Origin of the sequence: Paracoccus ravus (genome assembly GCF_004522175.1) — a bacterium.
GTDB classification, from domain to species: domain Bacteria; phylum Pseudomonadota; class Alphaproteobacteria; order Rhodobacterales; family Rhodobacteraceae; genus Paracoccus; species Paracoccus ravus.
This window is the reverse complement of the sequence record NZ_SDEB01000001.1, coordinates 269446-285628: the sequence shown is the minus strand read 5'-3', so window position 1 is coordinate 285628 and position 16183 is coordinate 269446. Positions and strand designations below refer to the sequence as shown.

Below are 16183 nucleotides of genomic sequence, written 5' to 3'. Positions count from 1 at the left end.
GGAGCCTGCTTATGAATATCCTGATGCGCCTCTCGCCCCTTGCGCTGGCGCTGGCCGCGACCCCGTCGCTGGCCGAAATGCCCAAGGGGATCAGCCATTTCAAACTGGATAACGGCCTTGAGGCCGTGGTGATCGAGGATCACCGCGCCCCGGTCGTCGTCCAGATGGTCTGGTACAAGATCGGCTCGGCCGATGAGCAGCCGGGCAAGTCCGGCATCGCGCATTATCTCGAACATCTGATGTTCAAGGGCACCGACAAGCTTGGCCCAGGCGAGCTTTCCAAGACCGTCACCGCCAATGGCGGCATGGACAATGCCTTCACCAGCTACGACTACACGGCCTATTTCCAGCGCATCGCCGCCGACCGCCTGCCTCTGGTCATGGAGATGGAAGCCGACCGGATGCAGAATCTGAGGATCGGCGAGGATGACTGGCAAGCCGAGCGTCAGGTCGTGCTGGAAGAACGCTCGCAGCGCACCGACAGCGATCCCGGCGCGCAATTTGCCGAGGAACGCAGCGCGGTCCAGTTCTATAATCACCCCTATGGCCGCCCGGTCATCGGCTGGCGTCAAGAGATGGAGGGGCTGACCCGCGACGACGCCATCGCCTGGTATGACGCGCATTATGCCCCGAATGACGCGGTTCTGATCATCGCGGGCGATGTCACCGCCGAAAAGGCCAAGGAACTGGCCGAGCAATTCTACGGTCCCATTCCGCCCAAGGAAAACACCACCCGCAAACCCCGGCCGCAAGAGCCCGAGCAGCGCGCCGACCGCCGGATCGAACGCAGCGATCCCCGCGTCGCCCAGCCCGTCCTGACCCGTAGCATCCTTGCGCCCGAACGCAATGCCGGCGAGCAGAAACAGGCCGCGGCGCTGAGCGTGCTGGCCGAATTGCTGGCCGGCTCGGCCCAGACCTCGGTTCTGGCCCGTGATCTGGTGCTGACCGGCAAGGCGCTCTATGTCGATGCCCGCTATGACGGGCTGACGGTGGACCCGACGACCTTTGGGATCTCGCTGGTGCCGGGGCCGGGGATCAGCAATGCCGATGCCGAAGCCGCGCTGGACGCCGCGCTGACGAAGTTCCTGGAGGACGGACCCGACGCCGCGCAGCTCGAACGGGTCAAAACCCAGATCCGGGCCTCGCGCATCTATGCCCAGGATTCCGCCCATGGCCGGGCCTATGACTATGGCCAGGGCCTGTCGGTGGGCCTGACGGTCGAGGATGTGAACGACTGGCCCGATATTCTGGGCGCGGTCACGGCCGATGACATCCGCGCCGCCGCCCAGCTTGTCCTGGCCCGTCCCGGATCGGTCACCGGATGGCTGCTGCCCGAGCCCGCCGCCGACCAGGCTCAGGCTGCCACCGCAACTCTTCCCGCCGCCGAGGACGTCCAATGATCCGCGCGCTCGCCACTTTTGTCTTCGTCGCCCTTGCCGCATTGCCCGTCCGGGCCATCGAGATTCAAGAGATCACCTCGCCCGGTGGCATCAAGGCCTGGCTGGTCGAAGATCACTCGATCCCCTTCACCGCGCTTTCCCTGATGTTCAAGGGCGGCGCGAGCCTTGATGCGCCCGAAAAGCGCGGCGCGATCAACCTGATGACCGCGCTTTTGGAAGAAGGCTCTGCGCAAATGGATTCGGTCGCCTATGCCGAGGCGATCGAGGCGCTGGGTGCCTCGAACCGTTTCGATGCGGGCGATGATGCGCTGACCGTCAGCGCCCGCCTCCTGACCGAGAACCGCGATGCCGCGGCCGATCTGCTGCGTCAGGCTTTGACAGAGCCGCGCTTTGATCAGGACGCCGTCGAGCGGGTCCGCGCGCAGGTCCAGTCGGTGATCCGCAATGAGGATACCGACCCGAACTCCATCGCCTCGAAAGCGATGGCGAAGCTCTCATGGGGCGATCATCCCTATGGGTCTTCGGTCAATGGCACGGCGGAGACCGTGGCGGCCCTGACCCGCGACGACCTGATCGACGCCAAGAACCGCGTTCTGGCGCGGGACCGCGTCGTGGTGGCGGCCTCGGGCGATATCAATGCCGAGCAACTGGGCCAACTGATCGACAAGATCCTTGGCGGGTTGCCGGAAAAAGGCTCGGTTCCGCTGCCCGAACAGGCCAAGCTGCAACTGACCGGTGGCGTCACGCTGATCGACTGGGACAGCCCGCAGACCGTGGTGAGCTTTGCGCAACCCGGCCTGCCGATGTCGGACCCGGATTATTTCGCGGCCTTCGTCGCTGACCATATCCTTGGCGGTGGCGGCTTCGCCTCGCGCCTGATGGATGAGATCCGCGACAAGCGCGGGTTGACCTATGGCGTCGGCACCGGCCTTTCGAATGCCGTCTATGGCGAGACCTGGGTGGGCGGCATGGCAAGCGCCAATGAGAAAACTGCCGAGGCGGTTGATCTGATCAAACAGGAATGGGACCGTTTCGGCGAGAGCCTCGTCACCGATAAGGAACTCAATGAGGCCAAGACCTACCTGACCGGCGAATATCCCCTGCGCTTCAACGGCAATGGCAAGATCGCCGGGATTTTGGCGGGGATGCAGCTGATCGGCCTGCCCGCCGATTATGTAAATACCCGCAACGCCAAGATCGAGGCCGTCACCGCCGAGGATGTCCAGCGCGTCGCGAAGCGCCTGCTGCATTCGGATCAGATCCGCTTCGTGCTGGTCGGCCGTCCGCAGGGGATCGCTGCGTCGAACTGACGAATCCTTTCCTGATATGTCCGATACTGCTAAATCTGGGGGCATGAATTCTCATGCCCCCAATATGCGTCCCATCATCCGCCAACTCGACGAATCCGCCGCCAACCGCATCGCGGCGGGCGAGGTGGTCGAGCGCCCCGCCTCGGCCGTCAAGGAACTGGTCGAAAACGCCCTGGATGCGGGGGCAACACGGATCGAAGTCGCTATCGCGAAGGGCGGCAAGGGGCTGATCCGGGTCAGCGACGATGGCTGCGGCATGACCGCCGAGGACCTGCCGCTGGCTTTGTCGCGACACGCCACCTCGAAAATCGACGGCAGCGACCTTCTAGATATACGAAGCTTCGGCTTTCGCGGCGAGGCTTTGCCCAGCCTTGGCGCCGTCGGTCGCCTGAGCATCACCAGCCGCGCCGAGGGTTTTGAGGGCGCGCAGATCACCGTCGCGGGCGGGCGAATCGGTCCGGTGAAGCCTGCGGCAGGCAATCGCGGCACGGTGGTCGAATTGCGCGACCTGTTCTTTGCGACGCCCGCGCGGCTCAAATTCCTGCGCACCGACCGGGCCGAGACGCAGGCCGTGGCCGAGATCATCCGCCGCCTCGCCATGGCCGAGCCCTATGTCGGCTTCACCCTGACCGATGAGGATGAGGGCCGCCTGCTGTTCCGCGCCGATGCCGAGCAGGGCGAGCTGTTCGGCGCGCTGCAGACCCGTCTGTCCCGCGTCATGGGCCGCGATTTCATCGAAAATGCCCTGCCGATCGACGCCACGCGGGACGGCATCACCCTGACCGGTTTTGCGGCGCTACCGACCTATTCGCGCGGCGCGGCGGTGGCGCAGCATCTTTACGTCAATGGCCGACCGGTCCGCGACAAGCTGCTGACCGGGGCGCTGCGGGCGGGCTATATGGATGTGCTGGCCTCGGGGCGGCACCCGGCGGCGGTGCTGTTCGTGACCTGCGACCCGCATCAGGTCGATGTGAACGTCCATCCCGCCAAGGCCGAGGTCCGCTTCCGCGAGCCCGATATCGCGCGCGGCCTGATGGTCAGCGCCCTGCGTCATGCGCTGGCGGGGGCGGGGCATCGGTCTTCGACCACGGTCGCCAGCGCGGCGCTCGAGGCGGCGCGGCCCGAACCCACCCAGTCGCGCGCCTATCAGGCCGATTACCGGCCCCAAATCCAGCGCCCCTCGGCGCAGGCCATCGCGGCGAGCCTTGCCTTCCAAGCGCCGGGTTTCGCCGAGACCCCGACCGCCCGTATCGAACCCGAGACCTTGGTCGAACCCGATGCGCCGCTGGGGGCGGCCCGCGCGCAGTTGCATGAAAACTGGATCATCGCCCAGACCGCCACGGGCATCGTCATCGTCGATCAGCACGCAGCCCATGAGCGCCTCGTCTATGAGCGACTGAAGGCGCAGGCCACCGCAAAAGCCATCCCGAGCCAAGCTTTGCTCATCCCCGAGATCGTCGAGCTTTCCGATGCCGATGCCGCGCGCATCCTAGGGATCGCGGATGAACTGGCCGAACTGGGCCTTGTCATCGAGCCGTTTGGCGGCGGCGCGGTTGCCGTGCGCGAGGTTCCGGCGCTGATCAAGCGCATCGACGCGCCCGCCTTGATCCGCGATATTCTCGACGATCTGGCCGATCAGGGCCAATCGGACCGGCTGCGAGCAAGGGTCGATGCGGTCCTGTCCTCGATGGCCTGCCACGGTTCGGTCCGCTCGGGGCGGCGGATGAATGGCGATGAGATGAACGCGCTTTTGCGCGAGATGGAACGCACGCCGAAATCGGGCCAATGCAATCACGGCCGCCCGACTTGGATCGAATTGAAGCTCACCGATATCGAGCGGCTCTTCGGGCGCAGCGGATAATCATCTCGCACCGGCACAGATATGTCTTTGTCCATATGCTCCAGACCTTCTCGCATCCGGTGGTCGCCCTGTCGCGCAATCTGGATTTTCGTGCCTTTATCCCCACCCACTGATCCTGCTTCAGATGGGTGTGCCGATCCGGCACGTCTCCGAAGCCGCCGCGCCACTCGGCACCAGCGCCGCCGAGGATATCGCCCGTTTCGGCTATCGTTTCATAGCGGATTGACGCAGCCGCTCTGGGGCGCGACACTCGGCCAAAGGAGAGCCCTGCCATGCTCGAAATCAGCCCCGACAAGATCGCCCATGTCATCATCCGGGCCCGCGAATATGATAGCGGCGTGAATGCTTGGGCGCATTCCGGCCAGCGCGTCGGACATGGCACCGAAACCGAGCTTGCCGAATTCATCGCCGCGCTCAACGAGGACGAAAAGGCCAGCCTCGTCGCCGTGATGTGGATCGGCCGCGACACGTTCGGGGCCGAAGATCTGGCCGAGGCCATACACACGGCCAAGGTCGAGAACCGCTCTCCGACGGAAAATTACCTGATGGGCGAGCCGCGGCTTGCGGATTATCTCGAGGCCGGAATGGAGGCGCTGGGGATTTCCCCGGAAGAGGCCGAGGACGATCTGCACCACCCGGTCTGAAAGCCGGATGTTTCACGTGAACCGGCGTCAGAGCTTGGCGAGATGGCTGTCAAAGAGATGGCCTGCCCGGCCCCATGCGTCCTCATCGGGGCGATCAAGGGCTTGCAGGACCGGCAAAAGCTGATCCGCGAAATCCAGCGAGCTTTCCAGCGGCAGCAGCGACGGCAGGTTGTCGATCGCCATGATGTCGAGAGGGGGCTCGCCCGACAGCCGCAAGACCGGGCGCTGCCAGTCGGTGGGGCGGTCGTAAAGCGGGATCGGGTTGAAATCGCTGGTCGGATCGCAGGCAACATCGCCGATCACGCGCAAGGCGCGCGGCCGGGCAAGATCCGCCCGCGCGACAAAAGCCGGCGCGCCGGGCTGGGCCAGAATGCAGTTGATGAAAAGCTCATGGGCCAGGATCTCGGGAAAGGGCGCGCCGCGCGCTGTTTCAGGCATGTCCCATGCGGTGACCCGAATCCCGAGCCGCGCCATCAGGTCCGAGGCCCCGCGACCCACCCGCCCCTTGGCCCCGATGACGATCGCGCGGGGCAGGGGCCGTCCGGCCTCTGCAAGCTCGGCACGCAAGTTCTCGGTCATGGCCTGCTGCGATGTTGCCACGCTTACCGGGCCGCAGATCCCGCCGCGAATCTGCGCGCTCCAGGCCATGATCGTCACCGCGGCCCCGGCAAAGCCTGCCCAATAGCCAAAGGCCGCCAGTCGGCGTCCATCGGGCCCGGTGAGATATTCCAGATCATAGAGCCGCCCTCCGCCCTGCCGGAACCGGTCGAGCAGCACGCGCCCCGCCGCCTGACCCTTATAGGCATGGCCGAACATGATGTGGCGATGCCGTAAGGGATCGCCGGTTTCGGGCAGTTCCTTGAGCCCAAAGACAAAGGCCTCGGGCGGCGCGTCCGTCCAGGCTCCCTCGGGCGCGATCTCGGCCCCGGCGGCGGCATAGGCGTCGCTCGGCATGATCCGGTGCGGGCTTGCCTCGACGGTGACGTGGAAACCCCGGGCGCGTAAACTGCGGACCCCGTCAGGGGTGATGCCAAGGCGGCGTTCGTTCGCGCGGCTTTCGGATCGGATCCAGAGATGCGTCATTTACTTTCCCCTGCGTTCACATCCGGGGCTAGGGAAAGGCCGCGTCCGGGACAAGCGAGGGCCGTCGCGCGCCCAGGAACGGTCCTTGCTCTGCCGCATCGATGCGCGCGATTGCCGCAGCAATGGGCTCGATGATCACGCTCATGCGCCAAGCCGTGGCATGGATCATCTGCGCGCCATCGAGCGCCAATGCGACATGGCCGGGCCAGAACAGCAGGTCATTGCGCCGGATCTGCCCCTCGACCGGCGCAAAGGCGTCGCGCTGCATGTCGCTGTCGCCCGGGCAGGCCACACCGCAGGCCCCCAGCGCGGCCTGCGCCAGCCCCGAGCAGTCGATCCCGAAGCGGCTGTTTCCGCCCCAGAGATAGGGCGTGCCGATCAGGGACAGCGCGATCTCGGCGGGGTCGGGGGCGGGTCGGTCGCTGACATGCTGGGCCGGAACCCAGCCGCCGGTGGCAAGCCGGGCGAAACCGTCGCGGAACTCGACCAGCGAGAGCCGCGCGCCCAGCGAAAGGCTGCCGATCTCGCGCAGTTTCATGTTCGGTTCAGGATAGAGATGGGTGGCGGGACTGGCCAGACGGTGGGTGATCGGCGCATCGTCCGGACCCAGCGCATCGGCGCGCAGCCAGCCGCAATAGCCATCCGCATGGGCCTGCACAAAGGCCCAGCCGCCGGACTCGTCGATCACCGTCAGATCCGCGCCGAAATTCACCTGCCGGTCGCGCGCACCATCCGGGGCGCGGCAAAGATCCGCCAGCGCGGCGGACAGCCTGGCGTGGCGACCGGCAGTATAGGCCGGGCGCTCGATCCGGCCACGCAGGCTTTCATGCGCGACGCGCTCGGTCGCGGGCGTCAGGCGGCGGTCGAACCCCCCCGCAGGCGGCGAAGCGAGATCGCTCATTTCAGGATTTCCGGCAAAGCGTGCAGAATCGCGCGCATGGCCTGACCGGTCCCGCCCTTGCTGCGGCCCGGCATGGCGGCGGGCTGCCAGCCATAGATGTCGAAATGCAGGTAGTGGCGGGCCTGTTCGGTGAAGCGGCGCAGGAACAGCGCCGCCGTGATCGCTCCCGCGAAGCCGCCGCCAGGGGCGTTGTCCAGATCAGCAATGCCCGGCTCGATCATCGCCTCATAGGGTTCCCAGAAGGGCAGGCGCCAGACCGGATCGGCATTGTCCCGCCCGGCCGCGTGAACCGCCTCCGCCACGCCGTCATCGTCGCAGAAGAACGGCGGCAGATCCGGGCCCAAAGCCACCCGCGCCGCGCCGGTCAGGGTGGCGATCGAGATCAGCAGCGCGGGCTGTTCCTCATCGGCCAAGGTCAGCGCGTCGGCCAGAACCAGCCGTCCCTCGGCATCGGTATTGTTCACCTCGACCGTCAGGCCCTTGCGGCTGGTCAGGACGTCGCCGGGGCGGAAAGCATTGGCCGAGATCGCATTCTCGACCGCCGGGATCAGCACGCGCAGCCGCATGTTCCGGGTCAGCCCCAGCCGGGCCAACGTCTCGGCCAGGCCAAGGGCATTGGCGGCGCCGCCCATGTCTTTCTTCATTAGCGCCATCGACGCGGCAGGCTTGATGTCCAGCCCCCCGGTATCAAAGCAGACACCCTTTCCGACCAGGGTCAACCGGGGCCCGCTGCCCGGAAAACGCAGGTCGATCAGACGCGGTGCCTGCGCCCCGGCCCGCCCGACCGCATGAATCATCGGAAAGCCCTGGCTCAACAGATCCTCGCCCGCGATCACGGAAATCTCCGCGCCGTGGCGTTGGGCCAGAGCGCGGGCCGCCGCCTCGAGATCGGCGGGCCCCATGTCGCAGGCGGGGGTGTTGATCAGGTCGCGCGCCAGAAATTCGCCTGCCGCCAGCGCGGTCACGCGTGCGGCATCGACGCCCTGTGGCGCGACCAGCCTTGCGGCGGCGGCCTCGCCCGCCTTGTAGCGGGTGAAGCGGTATTGCGCGAAAAGCCAGCCAAGCGCCGCCAGGGACAGGTCGAACCCTTGCGGAGCATTGGCCAGATACCAATCGCCCTTGGGCAGGGTTTCGGCGGCCTTGGCCAGCACATGGCGTTCGCGCGCGGGGCGCGAGGCAGCGTGTACGGCGGGGCCGATGCCGTAAAGCGCCCCGGCAATCGCGCCTTGCGGCGTCGGCAACAGACAGATCTGGCCAGCTTTCCCGCCAAAGCCCTGAGCCTGCGCCCAAAGGGTCGCGGCTTGGCCGATTTCGGCGGGCAGGTCGGGACCGTCGGCGCCGGGGCGAACAAGCCAGAGTGGCAGGGCAAGGTCAGAGGGCGATGCGAATTGCGCAAGTTCGGTCATATGCGGGGCCTATCCAGTCGTCGGCGGCAGGGTAGCGCAGCGACTTCTGACCGCAAGTCCCCCCGGTCGATTACGCGGTGGATTACCCGGGCGGGTCCCAGATCCGGGTCAGCGACAGGCCGCCGATCCGGCGCAACCGCGCCGCGGTCGCCAGCAGGGCGGCCTGATCGCGCCCTTCGGCACAGCGCCCGACATCCACGGCCACCCCGGCCATGGTCACGAGACCCAGTTGCCAGGCAAGCCGCGCCAGCCGATCCGCATCCCGTGTCACCGAGGCAAGATCGCCCTTGTCCACGGCCTCGACCGTGCGGGTCATGGCCAATGCAAGCTGCTCAAGCGCGGCCGAGATGATCTGCATGGCGGCGACATTTCCCAGCTCGGCCACAATGGCGTCGAGCCGCTGCCTGTCGATCGTCATCTGCTCTTCCAGTGCCAGCCGCGCAATCTCTGCCATATGCCTAACCCGTAACAATACGACCTGCATGCGAGGAATCGCAGCATTCCCTCAAGAAATGGTTGAATTGGATCCGCAAAACCACTCGAACTTTATCGTTCTCCGATGCTATCACACATCCGAACGCGCCAGGAGGATGCCATGAAACAGGCTCGACCGCTCCCGAATTACCTTGTCCAGCGCTATCAGGGCTGGCGGGCCACCACCTATGGCGAGAATCGCAGCTGGTACCGGCGGCTGGCCGAAGGCGGGCAGCATCCCCGCGCCATGGTCATCGCCTGCTGCGATTCCCGTGTCCATGTCACCTCGATCTTTGGCGCGGATACGGGCGAGTTCTTCATCCATCGCAATATCGCCAATCTGGTGCCGCCCTACCTGCCGGATGGCGAGCAGCACGGCACCTCGGCGGCTGTGGAATACGCGGTCAACGCGCTCAAGGTCGCGCATCTGGTGGTCGTCGGACACACCAATTGCGGCGGCGTCGCGGGCTGTCATGCCATGTGTTCCGGACAGGCCCCCGAGCTTGAGGAAAAGACCAGCTTCGTCGGCCGCTGGATGGACATTCTGCGCCCCGGCTATGAGCGGGTGCGCGAATTGCCCCAACCCGATCAGATCGCGGCGCTTGAGCGTCAGGCCGTGCTGGTCTCGCTGGAAAACCTGATGAGCTTTCCTTTCGTGCGCGAGAATGTCGAGGCCGGAAACCTGTCGTTGCATGGCGTCGTGCATGACATCGCCGAGGGGACATTGCTGGAATATCACCAAGAAAGCGACAATTTCGCCCTGTTGAGCTAGCGGGTCTGTCGCGGGCCGGGCCGGGGGTGATAAGGCCTTGCCGAATACCCCGAGGAGATCCCATGACCGCCCCCCTTTCCGAAGAGATCGCGCTGCTTGACGCACGCGATCCCCTTGCCCCCCTGCGAGACCGTTTCATCCTGCCAGAGGGCGAGGTCTATCTGGACGGCAACTCTCTCGGCGTGGCCAGCCGCGATGCGCTGGCGGCGCTGGACATCGCGGCGCGCGCGGAATGGTCCCGCGATCTGATCCGCAGTTGGAACACTGCCGGATGGTTCGATCTGCCGGTGGAACTAGGCGATCGTATCGGCGCGCTGATCGGGGCGGCTGCGGGACAGGTCGTGGTTGCGGATACGACCTCGATCAACATCTACAAGGCCCTGCATGCCGCGGTCGGGCTGCGTCCGGGCCGCAAGGTGATCCTTGCCGAGGAGGGCAGCTTTCCGACCGATCTCTATATGGCCGAGGGTGTGGTCTCGACCCTGCCCGGCATGTCGCTCCGCCTCGAGGGCCGCGATGGCGCTCGGCTCGAGGATATGCTGGACGATGATGTCGCCGTCCTTCTGGTCAACCATGTGAATTACAAGACAGGCGCGCTGCGCGACATGGCGGCGCTGACCCGCGCCGCCCATGCGGCCGGGGCGCTGGTGGTCTGGGATCTGTGCCATTCGGCTGGCGCATTGCCGGTCGAACTGGATGCCGCCAAGGCGGATTTCGCGGTGGGCTGCTCGTATAAGTATCTCAATGGCGGGCCCGGCGCCCCGGCCTTCATCTATGTCGCCCAGCGGCATCTCGGCCATGTCGCGCAGCCGCTGAGCGGATGGTGGGGCCATGCCCGGCCCTTTGCCTTCGAGCCCGGCTATGAGGGTGATGCGGGCATTCGCCGTTTCCAATGCGGCACGCAGCCGATCCTGTCCTTGCGGGCGCTCAAGGGCGCGCTGGCGATCTGGGATGACGTGGACATGCAAGCGCTGCGGCGCAAAAGCCAGTCGCTCACCGATCTCTTCATCCGTCTGGTCGAGACGCAATGCGCGGGCCTCGGTCTGACGCTGGACAGCCCGCGCGAAGCCGAGGCCCGCGGAAGCCAGGTCTCGTTCCTGCATGAAAACGCCTATGCGGTGATGCAGGCGCTGATCGCGCGTGGCGTGATCGGAGATTTCCGCGCGCCCTCGACCCTGCGCTTCGGTTTCACGCCGCTTTACATCAGCCATGCCGATGTCGCGCACGCGGTCGCGGTGCTCAAGGACGTGCTGGCGGGCGAGACATGGCGCGAGGCGCGTTTCTCCACCCGCGCCGCAGTGACCTGAGCAGGCTGTCCCGGACCCGCCAGGGTCCGGGATGTTTTTCAGGCCTTGGCAGCCCAGCCGACCACTTGCGGACGGGCCTTGGCGATGGCCGCGACCAGCATCCCGGTGATGCCCGCCTTGAGCAGGTCGCCTGGAATGAAGATCGCCATCATCCCCGTGCATTCGGCGATGGTCTTGCCCAGAGCAATCGACATGCCGACGATCCCGAAGGCATAGAGCACCAGCACCCCGCCCAGAACCGCGCCGAAAAAGGCGCGCAGCCCCACCGGGCGCAGACGGGCATGTTCGACGAAAAGCCCGGTGACATAGGCGGCGACCGGGAATCCTGCGAGGAAGCCTGCGGTGGGTCCGGCAAAGACCGCCAAGCCGCCCCGGCCCCCGGCCAGCAAGGGAAGGCCGATGGCCACGAGAAGCAGGAACAGCATCACGGCAAGGAAACCGCGCCTTGCGCCGAGCATGGCCCCGGCCAGCATCACGCCCATGCCCTGCGCGGTGATCGGCACGCCAAAGGCGAGGGTGATCTTGGGCACCAATCCCAATGCGGCGATCAGCGCCGCGAATAGCGCGATTTGCGCGACATTTCTTTCCATGTTCAGTCCTCCTTGGGGTGCAGCCCGCCGCGCGCGCGCAGCGCCTCGGCCAGACGGTCGGCATCGTCCAGCGCCAGCAGCGCCATCGGCAGGACGATATGCCAGTTCGCGCGGCGGGGCGAGCGCGCCCGCCATGCCTCGGTCAGGAAACGTCCCTTGACGATCAGGGCGGGTGTAAAGCGGATCACCAGCGGGATCGCGGTCTCGATCAGGCCTGTCGGCAGGCCCAGCCGGCGCAATGGCCCGAAGAGCCTGTGCAACAGATCCGTCATCTGCGACAGCCCGGTCGTCATCGTGACCAGATTGGCCAGCGCCACCGCCGAGGTCATGCGCAATGCGGTGCGGATTCCCTCGGGCCAGTCCCCGGCAAAGGCGTGCCAGACCAGAAGCAGCACGACAAAGGGCAGGACGATCCTGATCTGACGCAGCCCGTGGAACAGAAAGGCGCGGCCCGGCAGGGCATAAAGGAGGACGGACAGGGCCAGCACGGCGGCCTGACCCGCGATGCTGTCGATCAGAAAAAGCGCCGTCGTCGCCCCGGCCAGGGTGATGAGCTTGGCCCCGGCGGGCCAGCCATGTGCCGCGGTTTTAACCGGCGAGGTCAGCGAGATCATCGGCGGCTCCTTCGCGGATCATCGCGCTTTCGAATTGGGCGAGGATCTCGGCGCCGCCCTCGGCGGTGATCCGGCCCCGGTCCAGCCAGCAGATCCGTGCGTAGCCCGCCAGATCGCGCGGCTCGTGCGAGATATGCAGAACGCGCGCACCGCAGTTGTCCAGATGCCGCGTCAGTTGCATCCGGGTGGGGATGTCGAGACCGGCAAAAGGCTCGTCGAGGATCAGCCAGCGCGGTTCCATCGCCATGACGGCCATCATGCAAAGCAGGTGCTTCTGGCCCTGAGACAGCGCATCCGTATTGGCATCTCGCCATTGCGACTTGCCAAAGCGAGCCAGCGTGCGGGCAACGGTGTCCTGCGCCTCAGCCTTGCTGCGGCCCATCTGGCGCAGGCCAAAGCCGATCTCTTCGGTCACGGTGGGAAAGATGATCTGATGCTCGGGATTCTGGAACAGGATGCCGACCGTGGCGATGGCGGCACGGCGGTCCTTGCAGACGTCCACGCCTTCGATCAGCACGCGGCCCGCGCTGGGTGCGACAAGCCCCGCGACGAGCCGCGCCAATGTGCTTTTCCCCGACCCGTTCCGGCCGATGATGCCGATGCGCGGCGCGTCCAGCGCAAGGTTGATCCCGTCAAGGATGCGGCGCGGCCCGATGGCGTGGGACAGGTTCTGGACCTGAATGCCGGTTCCGGCTTGCATGGAATGGCCTCACGAGACGGTTTGTCAGAATCGCGATCCCCTCTAACATCTTTGACAGCCGTTGAAACCCGCAACGCTCGGAGAGACGCATGAGCTGGAACCCCGCACTCGAACCAGGCTGCCCCGATGCCGTCTCGCTTGACAGCATCGAGACGCTGATCATCCCCCGCGCCCGCGACCTTGGCAGCTTCGAGGTGAAGCGTGCCTTGCCCGCGCCCAAGCGTCAGATGGTGGGGCCGTTCATCTTTTTCGATCAGGCCGGACCGGCCGAGTTCCTGACCGGGCAGGGCGTCGATGTCCGGCCCCATCCCCATATCGGGCTGGGAACGGTAACCTATCTCTATCAGGGCGATTTCCATCATCGCGACAGCATCGGCTCGGATCAGGTGATCCGGCCCGGCGAGGTGAACTGGATGGTTGCCGGCAAGGGCGTGACCCATAGCGAGCGCACCAGCGAGGCCGGGCGCAAGGGGCCGCACGCGCTTTTCGGCATTCAGACATGGATCGCGCTGCCCGAAAGCCATGAGGATGTGGACCCGGTCTTTGAGCATCACGCCAAGCAGGATCTGCCGGAATTCGAGGATGGCGGCATCCGCGCGCGGCTGATCCTGGGCCGGGCCTATGGCAAGACTGCGCCGGTGACGCTGTATTCCGATACCTTCTATCTTGATGTGACGCTGGAACCCGGTGCGCGCTTTCCCTTGCCGGATGATCACGAGGATCGCGGGATCTATGTCACGCAAGGGTCGGTCCAGATTTCGGGGCAGGAATTTCCGGCGGGACAGATGATGGTGTTCCGGCCCGGCGACCGGATCACCGTGGCCGCAGGGTCACAAGGCGCGCGGATCATGGCCCTTGGAGGCGAGACCCTGAACGGGCCGCGCCATATCTGGTGGAACTTCGTGGCCTCGTCGCGCGAAAGGATCGAGGCGGCCAAGGCGGAATGGGCCGCCGCCAATTGGGGGCAGGGACGCTTCAGCCTGCCCCGCGGCGATGATCACGAATTCATCCCCCTGCCTTAGGGGCGCAGCAGGACCTTGCCGGCCTTGCCCGGCGTCAGCGAGGCGGTCACGGCATCTGCGACCTGATCGAAGCCGAAGATGCCCTCGACCGGCAGCTTGACCTTGCCGGCGATGACAAGCCCGATGAGTTCGCCGATCAGGCGTCCCATGCCTTCGCGGCCGAGGCTGCTGGCCATCTTCGAGGCCCAATAGCCCTTGACCACGGCCTGCTTGTAGATCAGCGCGCCCGCATTCAGAACCATCGGCTCGCCGGTCATCGAGCCAAAGGAAACGAGCGTGCTGTCCTCACCCAGAAGCGAGAGCAGATCGCCGCTGGCCTTTCCGCCGATCGAATCCACCCCGGCCTTGATCGTTGCTCCGCCGGTCAGGGCGCAGACGCGATCCTGCCAACCCGCGCTGTCGGTCGAGACGACATTGCCGATGCCCAGTTCGGCCATTTCGGCGATCGTCTCCGCGCGGCGCACGATGCTGATGACATTGATCCCCCGCGCCGCGCCCAGCATGGCGACGGCCTTGCCCACCGCGCCATTCGCGGCATTCTGAACGATCCAGTCGCCCTTTTCCAACGCGAGAAACTCCAGAAGCGTCAGCGAACTGAAGGGCATGGCGATCAGCTGCGCACCCTGTTCGTCGCTGATCGCCTCGGGCAGAGGCACGATGGCGGCGGCTGGAGCGATGAAGAACTCGGCCCAAGTGCCGTGGACCGCGGCGACCGCGACGCGCTGTCCGACGGCAAGCCCATCAACGCCTGCGCCGATCGCATCGATGATCCCGACCGCCTCGGTGCCGCCGATGGCGGGCAGTTCGGGCTTGTAGCCATATATTCCGCGGATCGTCACCAGATCATGGTTGTGAATGGGCGAAAGGATCGTCCGGATGCGGACCTGCCCTTCGGCGGGATCGGGGGTCGGGCTTTCGGCGGGTTCCAGAACCTCGGCGGGTTCACCGAATGTCTTGTGAATTGCGCTGCGCATGGCGGGTTCCTTGCGTTTGATTGGCCGCGTGGGTCTTGCAGTTATGGTCGATGCCTGCGCGGCAAGCTTGTATCGGCGGTTCTTTCCGGCTGCGCTGGCCCGTTCTGGGGCCTCCTTCCAAAGATTTCGTGACGGCCCAATGAAACCCATCTCGCCCGCGCGTCGTTGAGACAGCAACGGGCAGCGCCCGGATGCAAGGAGATTACCGAATGAATTCCATCATCTATCTTGTCGGTTTGGTCGTCGTCGTGCTCTTCATTCTTTCCATGCTGGGCCTGCGCTGAGGGCTCAGTCCTGCTGGATCCGGGGAGAGGCGCATAGGCTCACCTCGGTTCCCCAATGGTCGCATCGCGCGGCAAGTTCGCCAGGCAGCGGCCGGTCGGTAAAGAAGATGTCAATCTCGGACAGGCTTGCGATCCGCGCCGGGGCGCTGCGCCCGATCTTGGAATGATCCGAGACGAGAAAGGTCTGCCGCGCCTGTTTCAGAATCGCGCGGCTGACCCTGACCTCGGCCAGATCGAAATCCAGCATATCGCCGTCATGGTCGAGTGCCGAAGTGCCCACGACGGCGTAATCCACCTTGAACTGCTCGAAGAACTGCGTCGTCAATTCGCCCACCAGCCCCCCGTCCGAGCGCCGCAGTGCGCCCCCCGCGACCATGATCTCGCAGCCCGGATTGGCCAGCAGGATATTCGCCACATTCATGTTGTTCGTGACGACCGTGATGTTCGAATGGTGGATCAGCGCCTGAGCCACCGCCTCGGTGGTCGTTCCAAGGTTCAGGATCAGGCTGCAATTATCGGGGATCACGGCGGCGCAGGCCGCGCCGATGGCGGCCTTGGCCTCGGCATGCATGCGCCGACGCGCCTCGTAGCCCAGATTGACGGTCCCGGCGCGGGGAACGGCCCCGCCATGGACCCGGTCCAGCAGGCCCGCGCCGGCCAACTCTCCCAGATCGCGCCGGATGGTCTGAAGCGTGACATCGAAACGCTGGGCGAGTTCATCGACCAACACGCGCCCCTCGGTGCGGGCCAGCTCTAGAATTTGGTTCTGACGGATACCAAGGGCCATGCCCCCTCCCTTGTCGCGGAATCGTCGCCTAGCGACTGTAAGCCGTTCGCGAAT

Annotated in this window: 16 protein-coding genes; 7 read left to right on the top strand and 9 right to left on the bottom strand. The window is 65.7% G+C overall.

The features are described from left to right. The first annotated feature begins 11 nt into the window (after positions 1–11). The 4 genes from ESZ60_RS01510 (at position 12) to ESZ60_RS01495 (ending at position 5215) form a co-directional block, all read left to right on the top strand. Positions 12–1400, top strand: a complete 1389-nt coding sequence (locus tag ESZ60_RS01510) for a M16 family metallopeptidase (RefSeq protein WP_134678631.1) — start codon at positions 12–14, stop codon at positions 1398–1400. A 56-nt stretch (positions 1401–1456) separates the two neighbouring features. Further along, on the top strand, positions 1457–2710 hold the full coding sequence (locus ESZ60_RS01505; RefSeq protein WP_425331299.1) for a M16 family metallopeptidase: 1254 nt from the start codon (positions 1457–1459) through the stop codon (positions 2708–2710). Positions 2711–2753: 43 nt separating this feature from the next. Continuing rightward, positions 2754–4571, top strand: coding sequence for a DNA mismatch repair endonuclease MutL (gene mutL, locus ESZ60_RS01500; protein WP_134678629.1), 1818 nt, complete (start codon positions 2754–2756; stop codon positions 4569–4571). A 272-nt stretch (positions 4572–4843) separates the two neighbouring features. Continuing rightward, positions 4844–5215, top strand: a complete 372-nt coding sequence (locus ESZ60_RS01495; RefSeq protein ID WP_134678628.1) for a DUF3775 domain-containing protein — start codon at positions 4844–4846, stop codon at positions 5213–5215. Between the two features lie 27 nt (positions 5216–5242). On the opposite strand, the gene ESZ60_RS01490 is transcribed toward ESZ60_RS01495, so the two are convergent. The 4 genes from ESZ60_RS01490 to ESZ60_RS01475 form a co-directional block, all read right to left on the bottom strand. Beyond that, positions 5243–6298 (bottom strand): saccharopine dehydrogenase, encoded by a 1056-nt coding sequence (locus ESZ60_RS01490; RefSeq protein WP_134678627.1) that lies wholly within the window; start codon positions 6296–6298, stop codon positions 5243–5245. Between the two features lie 28 nt (positions 6299–6326). Further along, positions 6327–7199, bottom strand: coding sequence for a C40 family peptidase (locus tag ESZ60_RS01485; RefSeq protein ID WP_134678626.1), 873 nt, complete (start codon positions 7197–7199; stop codon positions 6327–6329). Further along, a complete protein-coding gene (locus ESZ60_RS01480; protein ID WP_134678625.1) occupies positions 7196–8605 on the bottom strand; it encodes a leucyl aminopeptidase family protein in 1410 nt (469 codons plus the stop codon). Before ESZ60_RS01480 ends, ESZ60_RS01485 begins: the two co-directional genes overlap by 4 nt. 82 nt (positions 8606–8687) lie before the next feature. After that, complete coding sequence (locus tag ESZ60_RS01475; protein WP_134678624.1) at positions 8688–9059, bottom strand: hypothetical protein; 372 nt, start codon at positions 9057–9059, stop codon at positions 8688–8690. 141 nt (positions 9060–9200) lie between these two features. Between ESZ60_RS01475 and ESZ60_RS01470 the strand changes: the two genes are divergently transcribed. Beyond that, a complete protein-coding gene (locus ESZ60_RS01470) occupies positions 9201–9851 on the top strand; it encodes a carbonic anhydrase (RefSeq protein ID WP_134678623.1) in 651 nt (216 codons plus the stop codon). 62 nt (positions 9852–9913) lie between these two features. Beyond that, complete coding sequence (gene kynU, locus ESZ60_RS01465; RefSeq protein WP_134678622.1) at positions 9914–11158, top strand: kynureninase; 1245 nt, start codon at positions 9914–9916, stop codon at positions 11156–11158. Positions 11159–11196: 38 nt separating this feature from the next. Here kynU and ESZ60_RS01460 read toward each other — a convergent pair whose 3' ends face one another. From ESZ60_RS01460 to ESZ60_RS01450, 3 genes are read right to left on the bottom strand one after another with little or no spacing between them, the layout of a single operon-like run. Further along, the gene (locus ESZ60_RS01460) at positions 11197–11748 is read right to left on the bottom strand and encodes a biotin transporter BioY (RefSeq protein WP_134678621.1); all 552 of its coding nucleotides are present in this window, start codon (positions 11746–11748) and stop codon (positions 11197–11199) included. Positions 11749–11750: 2 nt separating this feature from the next. Further along, the gene (locus ESZ60_RS01455) at positions 11751–12362 is read right to left on the bottom strand and encodes a CbiQ family ECF transporter T component (protein ID WP_134678620.1); all 612 of its coding nucleotides are present in this window, start codon (positions 12360–12362) and stop codon (positions 11751–11753) included. Continuing rightward, the gene (locus ESZ60_RS01450; protein WP_134678619.1) at positions 12337–13062 is read right to left on the bottom strand and encodes an energy-coupling factor ABC transporter ATP-binding protein; all 726 of its coding nucleotides are present in this window, start codon (positions 13060–13062) and stop codon (positions 12337–12339) included. Before ESZ60_RS01450 ends, ESZ60_RS01455 begins: the two co-directional genes overlap by 26 nt. 89 nt (positions 13063–13151) lie before the next feature. Between ESZ60_RS01450 and ESZ60_RS01445 the strand changes: the two genes are divergently transcribed. Next, complete coding sequence (locus tag ESZ60_RS01445; RefSeq protein WP_134678618.1) at positions 13152–14084, top strand: pirin family protein; 933 nt, start codon at positions 13152–13154, stop codon at positions 14082–14084. On the opposite strand, the gene ESZ60_RS01440 is transcribed toward ESZ60_RS01445, so the two are convergent. Together ESZ60_RS01440 and ESZ60_RS01435 are read right to left on the bottom strand one after the other, a co-directional pair. Beyond that, the gene (locus ESZ60_RS01440; RefSeq protein WP_134678617.1) at positions 14081–15058 is read right to left on the bottom strand and encodes a zinc-binding dehydrogenase; all 978 of its coding nucleotides are present in this window, start codon (positions 15056–15058) and stop codon (positions 14081–14083) included. The genes ESZ60_RS01445 and ESZ60_RS01440 overlap by 4 nt on opposite strands. Positions 15059–15346: 288 nt before the next feature. After that, on the bottom strand, positions 15347–16129 hold the full coding sequence (locus ESZ60_RS01435) for a DeoR/GlpR family DNA-binding transcription regulator (protein ID WP_134678616.1): 783 nt from the start codon (positions 16127–16129) through the stop codon (positions 15347–15349). Positions 16130–16183 lie beyond the last annotated feature (54 nt).

Bases quoted from the DNA above. Each gene is read 5' to 3' on its own strand.
- ESZ60_RS01460 (WP_134678621.1), bottom strand. From the start codon at position 11,748: ATGGAAAGAAATGTCGCGCAAATCGCGCTATTCGCGGCGCTGATCGCC.
- ESZ60_RS01470 (WP_134678623.1), top strand. From the start codon at position 9,201: ATGAAACAGGCTCGACCGCTCCCGAATTACCTTGTCCAGCGCTATCAG.
- kynU (WP_134678622.1), top strand. From the start codon at position 9,914: ATGACCGCCCCCCTTTCCGAAGAGATCGCGCTGCTTGACGCACGCGAT.
- ESZ60_RS01490 (WP_134678627.1), bottom strand. From the start codon at position 6,298: ATGACGCATCTCTGGATCCGATCCGAAAGCCGCGCGAACGAACGCCGC.
- ESZ60_RS01480 (WP_134678625.1), bottom strand. From the start codon at position 8,605: ATGACCGAACTTGCGCAATTCGCATCGCCCTCTGACCTTGCCCTGCCA.
- ESZ60_RS01455 (WP_134678620.1), bottom strand. From the start codon at position 12,362: ATGATCTCGCTGACCTCGCCGGTTAAAACCGCGGCACATGGCTGGCCC.
- ESZ60_RS01510 (WP_134678631.1), top strand. From the start codon at position 12: ATGAATATCCTGATGCGCCTCTCGCCCCTTGCGCTGGCGCTGGCCGCG.
- ESZ60_RS01440 (WP_134678617.1), bottom strand. From the start codon at position 15,058: ATGCGCAGCGCAATTCACAAGACATTCGGTGAACCCGCCGAGGTTCTG.
- ESZ60_RS01475 (WP_134678624.1), bottom strand. From the start codon at position 9,059: ATGGCAGAGATTGCGCGGCTGGCACTGGAAGAGCAGATGACGATCGAC.
- ESZ60_RS01445 (WP_134678618.1), top strand. From the start codon at position 13,152: ATGAGCTGGAACCCCGCACTCGAACCAGGCTGCCCCGATGCCGTCTCG.
- ESZ60_RS01495 (WP_134678628.1), top strand. From the start codon at position 4,844: ATGCTCGAAATCAGCCCCGACAAGATCGCCCATGTCATCATCCGGGCC.
- ESZ60_RS01485 (WP_134678626.1), bottom strand. From the start codon at position 7,199: ATGAGCGATCTCGCTTCGCCGCCTGCGGGGGGGTTCGACCGCCGCCTG.
- ESZ60_RS01435 (WP_134678616.1), bottom strand. From the start codon at position 16,129: ATGGCCCTTGGTATCCGTCAGAACCAAATTCTAGAGCTGGCCCGCACC.
- mutL (WP_134678629.1), top strand. From the start codon at position 2,754: ATGAATTCTCATGCCCCCAATATGCGTCCCATCATCCGCCAACTCGAC.
- ESZ60_RS01450 (WP_134678619.1), bottom strand. From the start codon at position 13,062: ATGCAAGCCGGAACCGGCATTCAGGTCCAGAACCTGTCCCACGCCATC.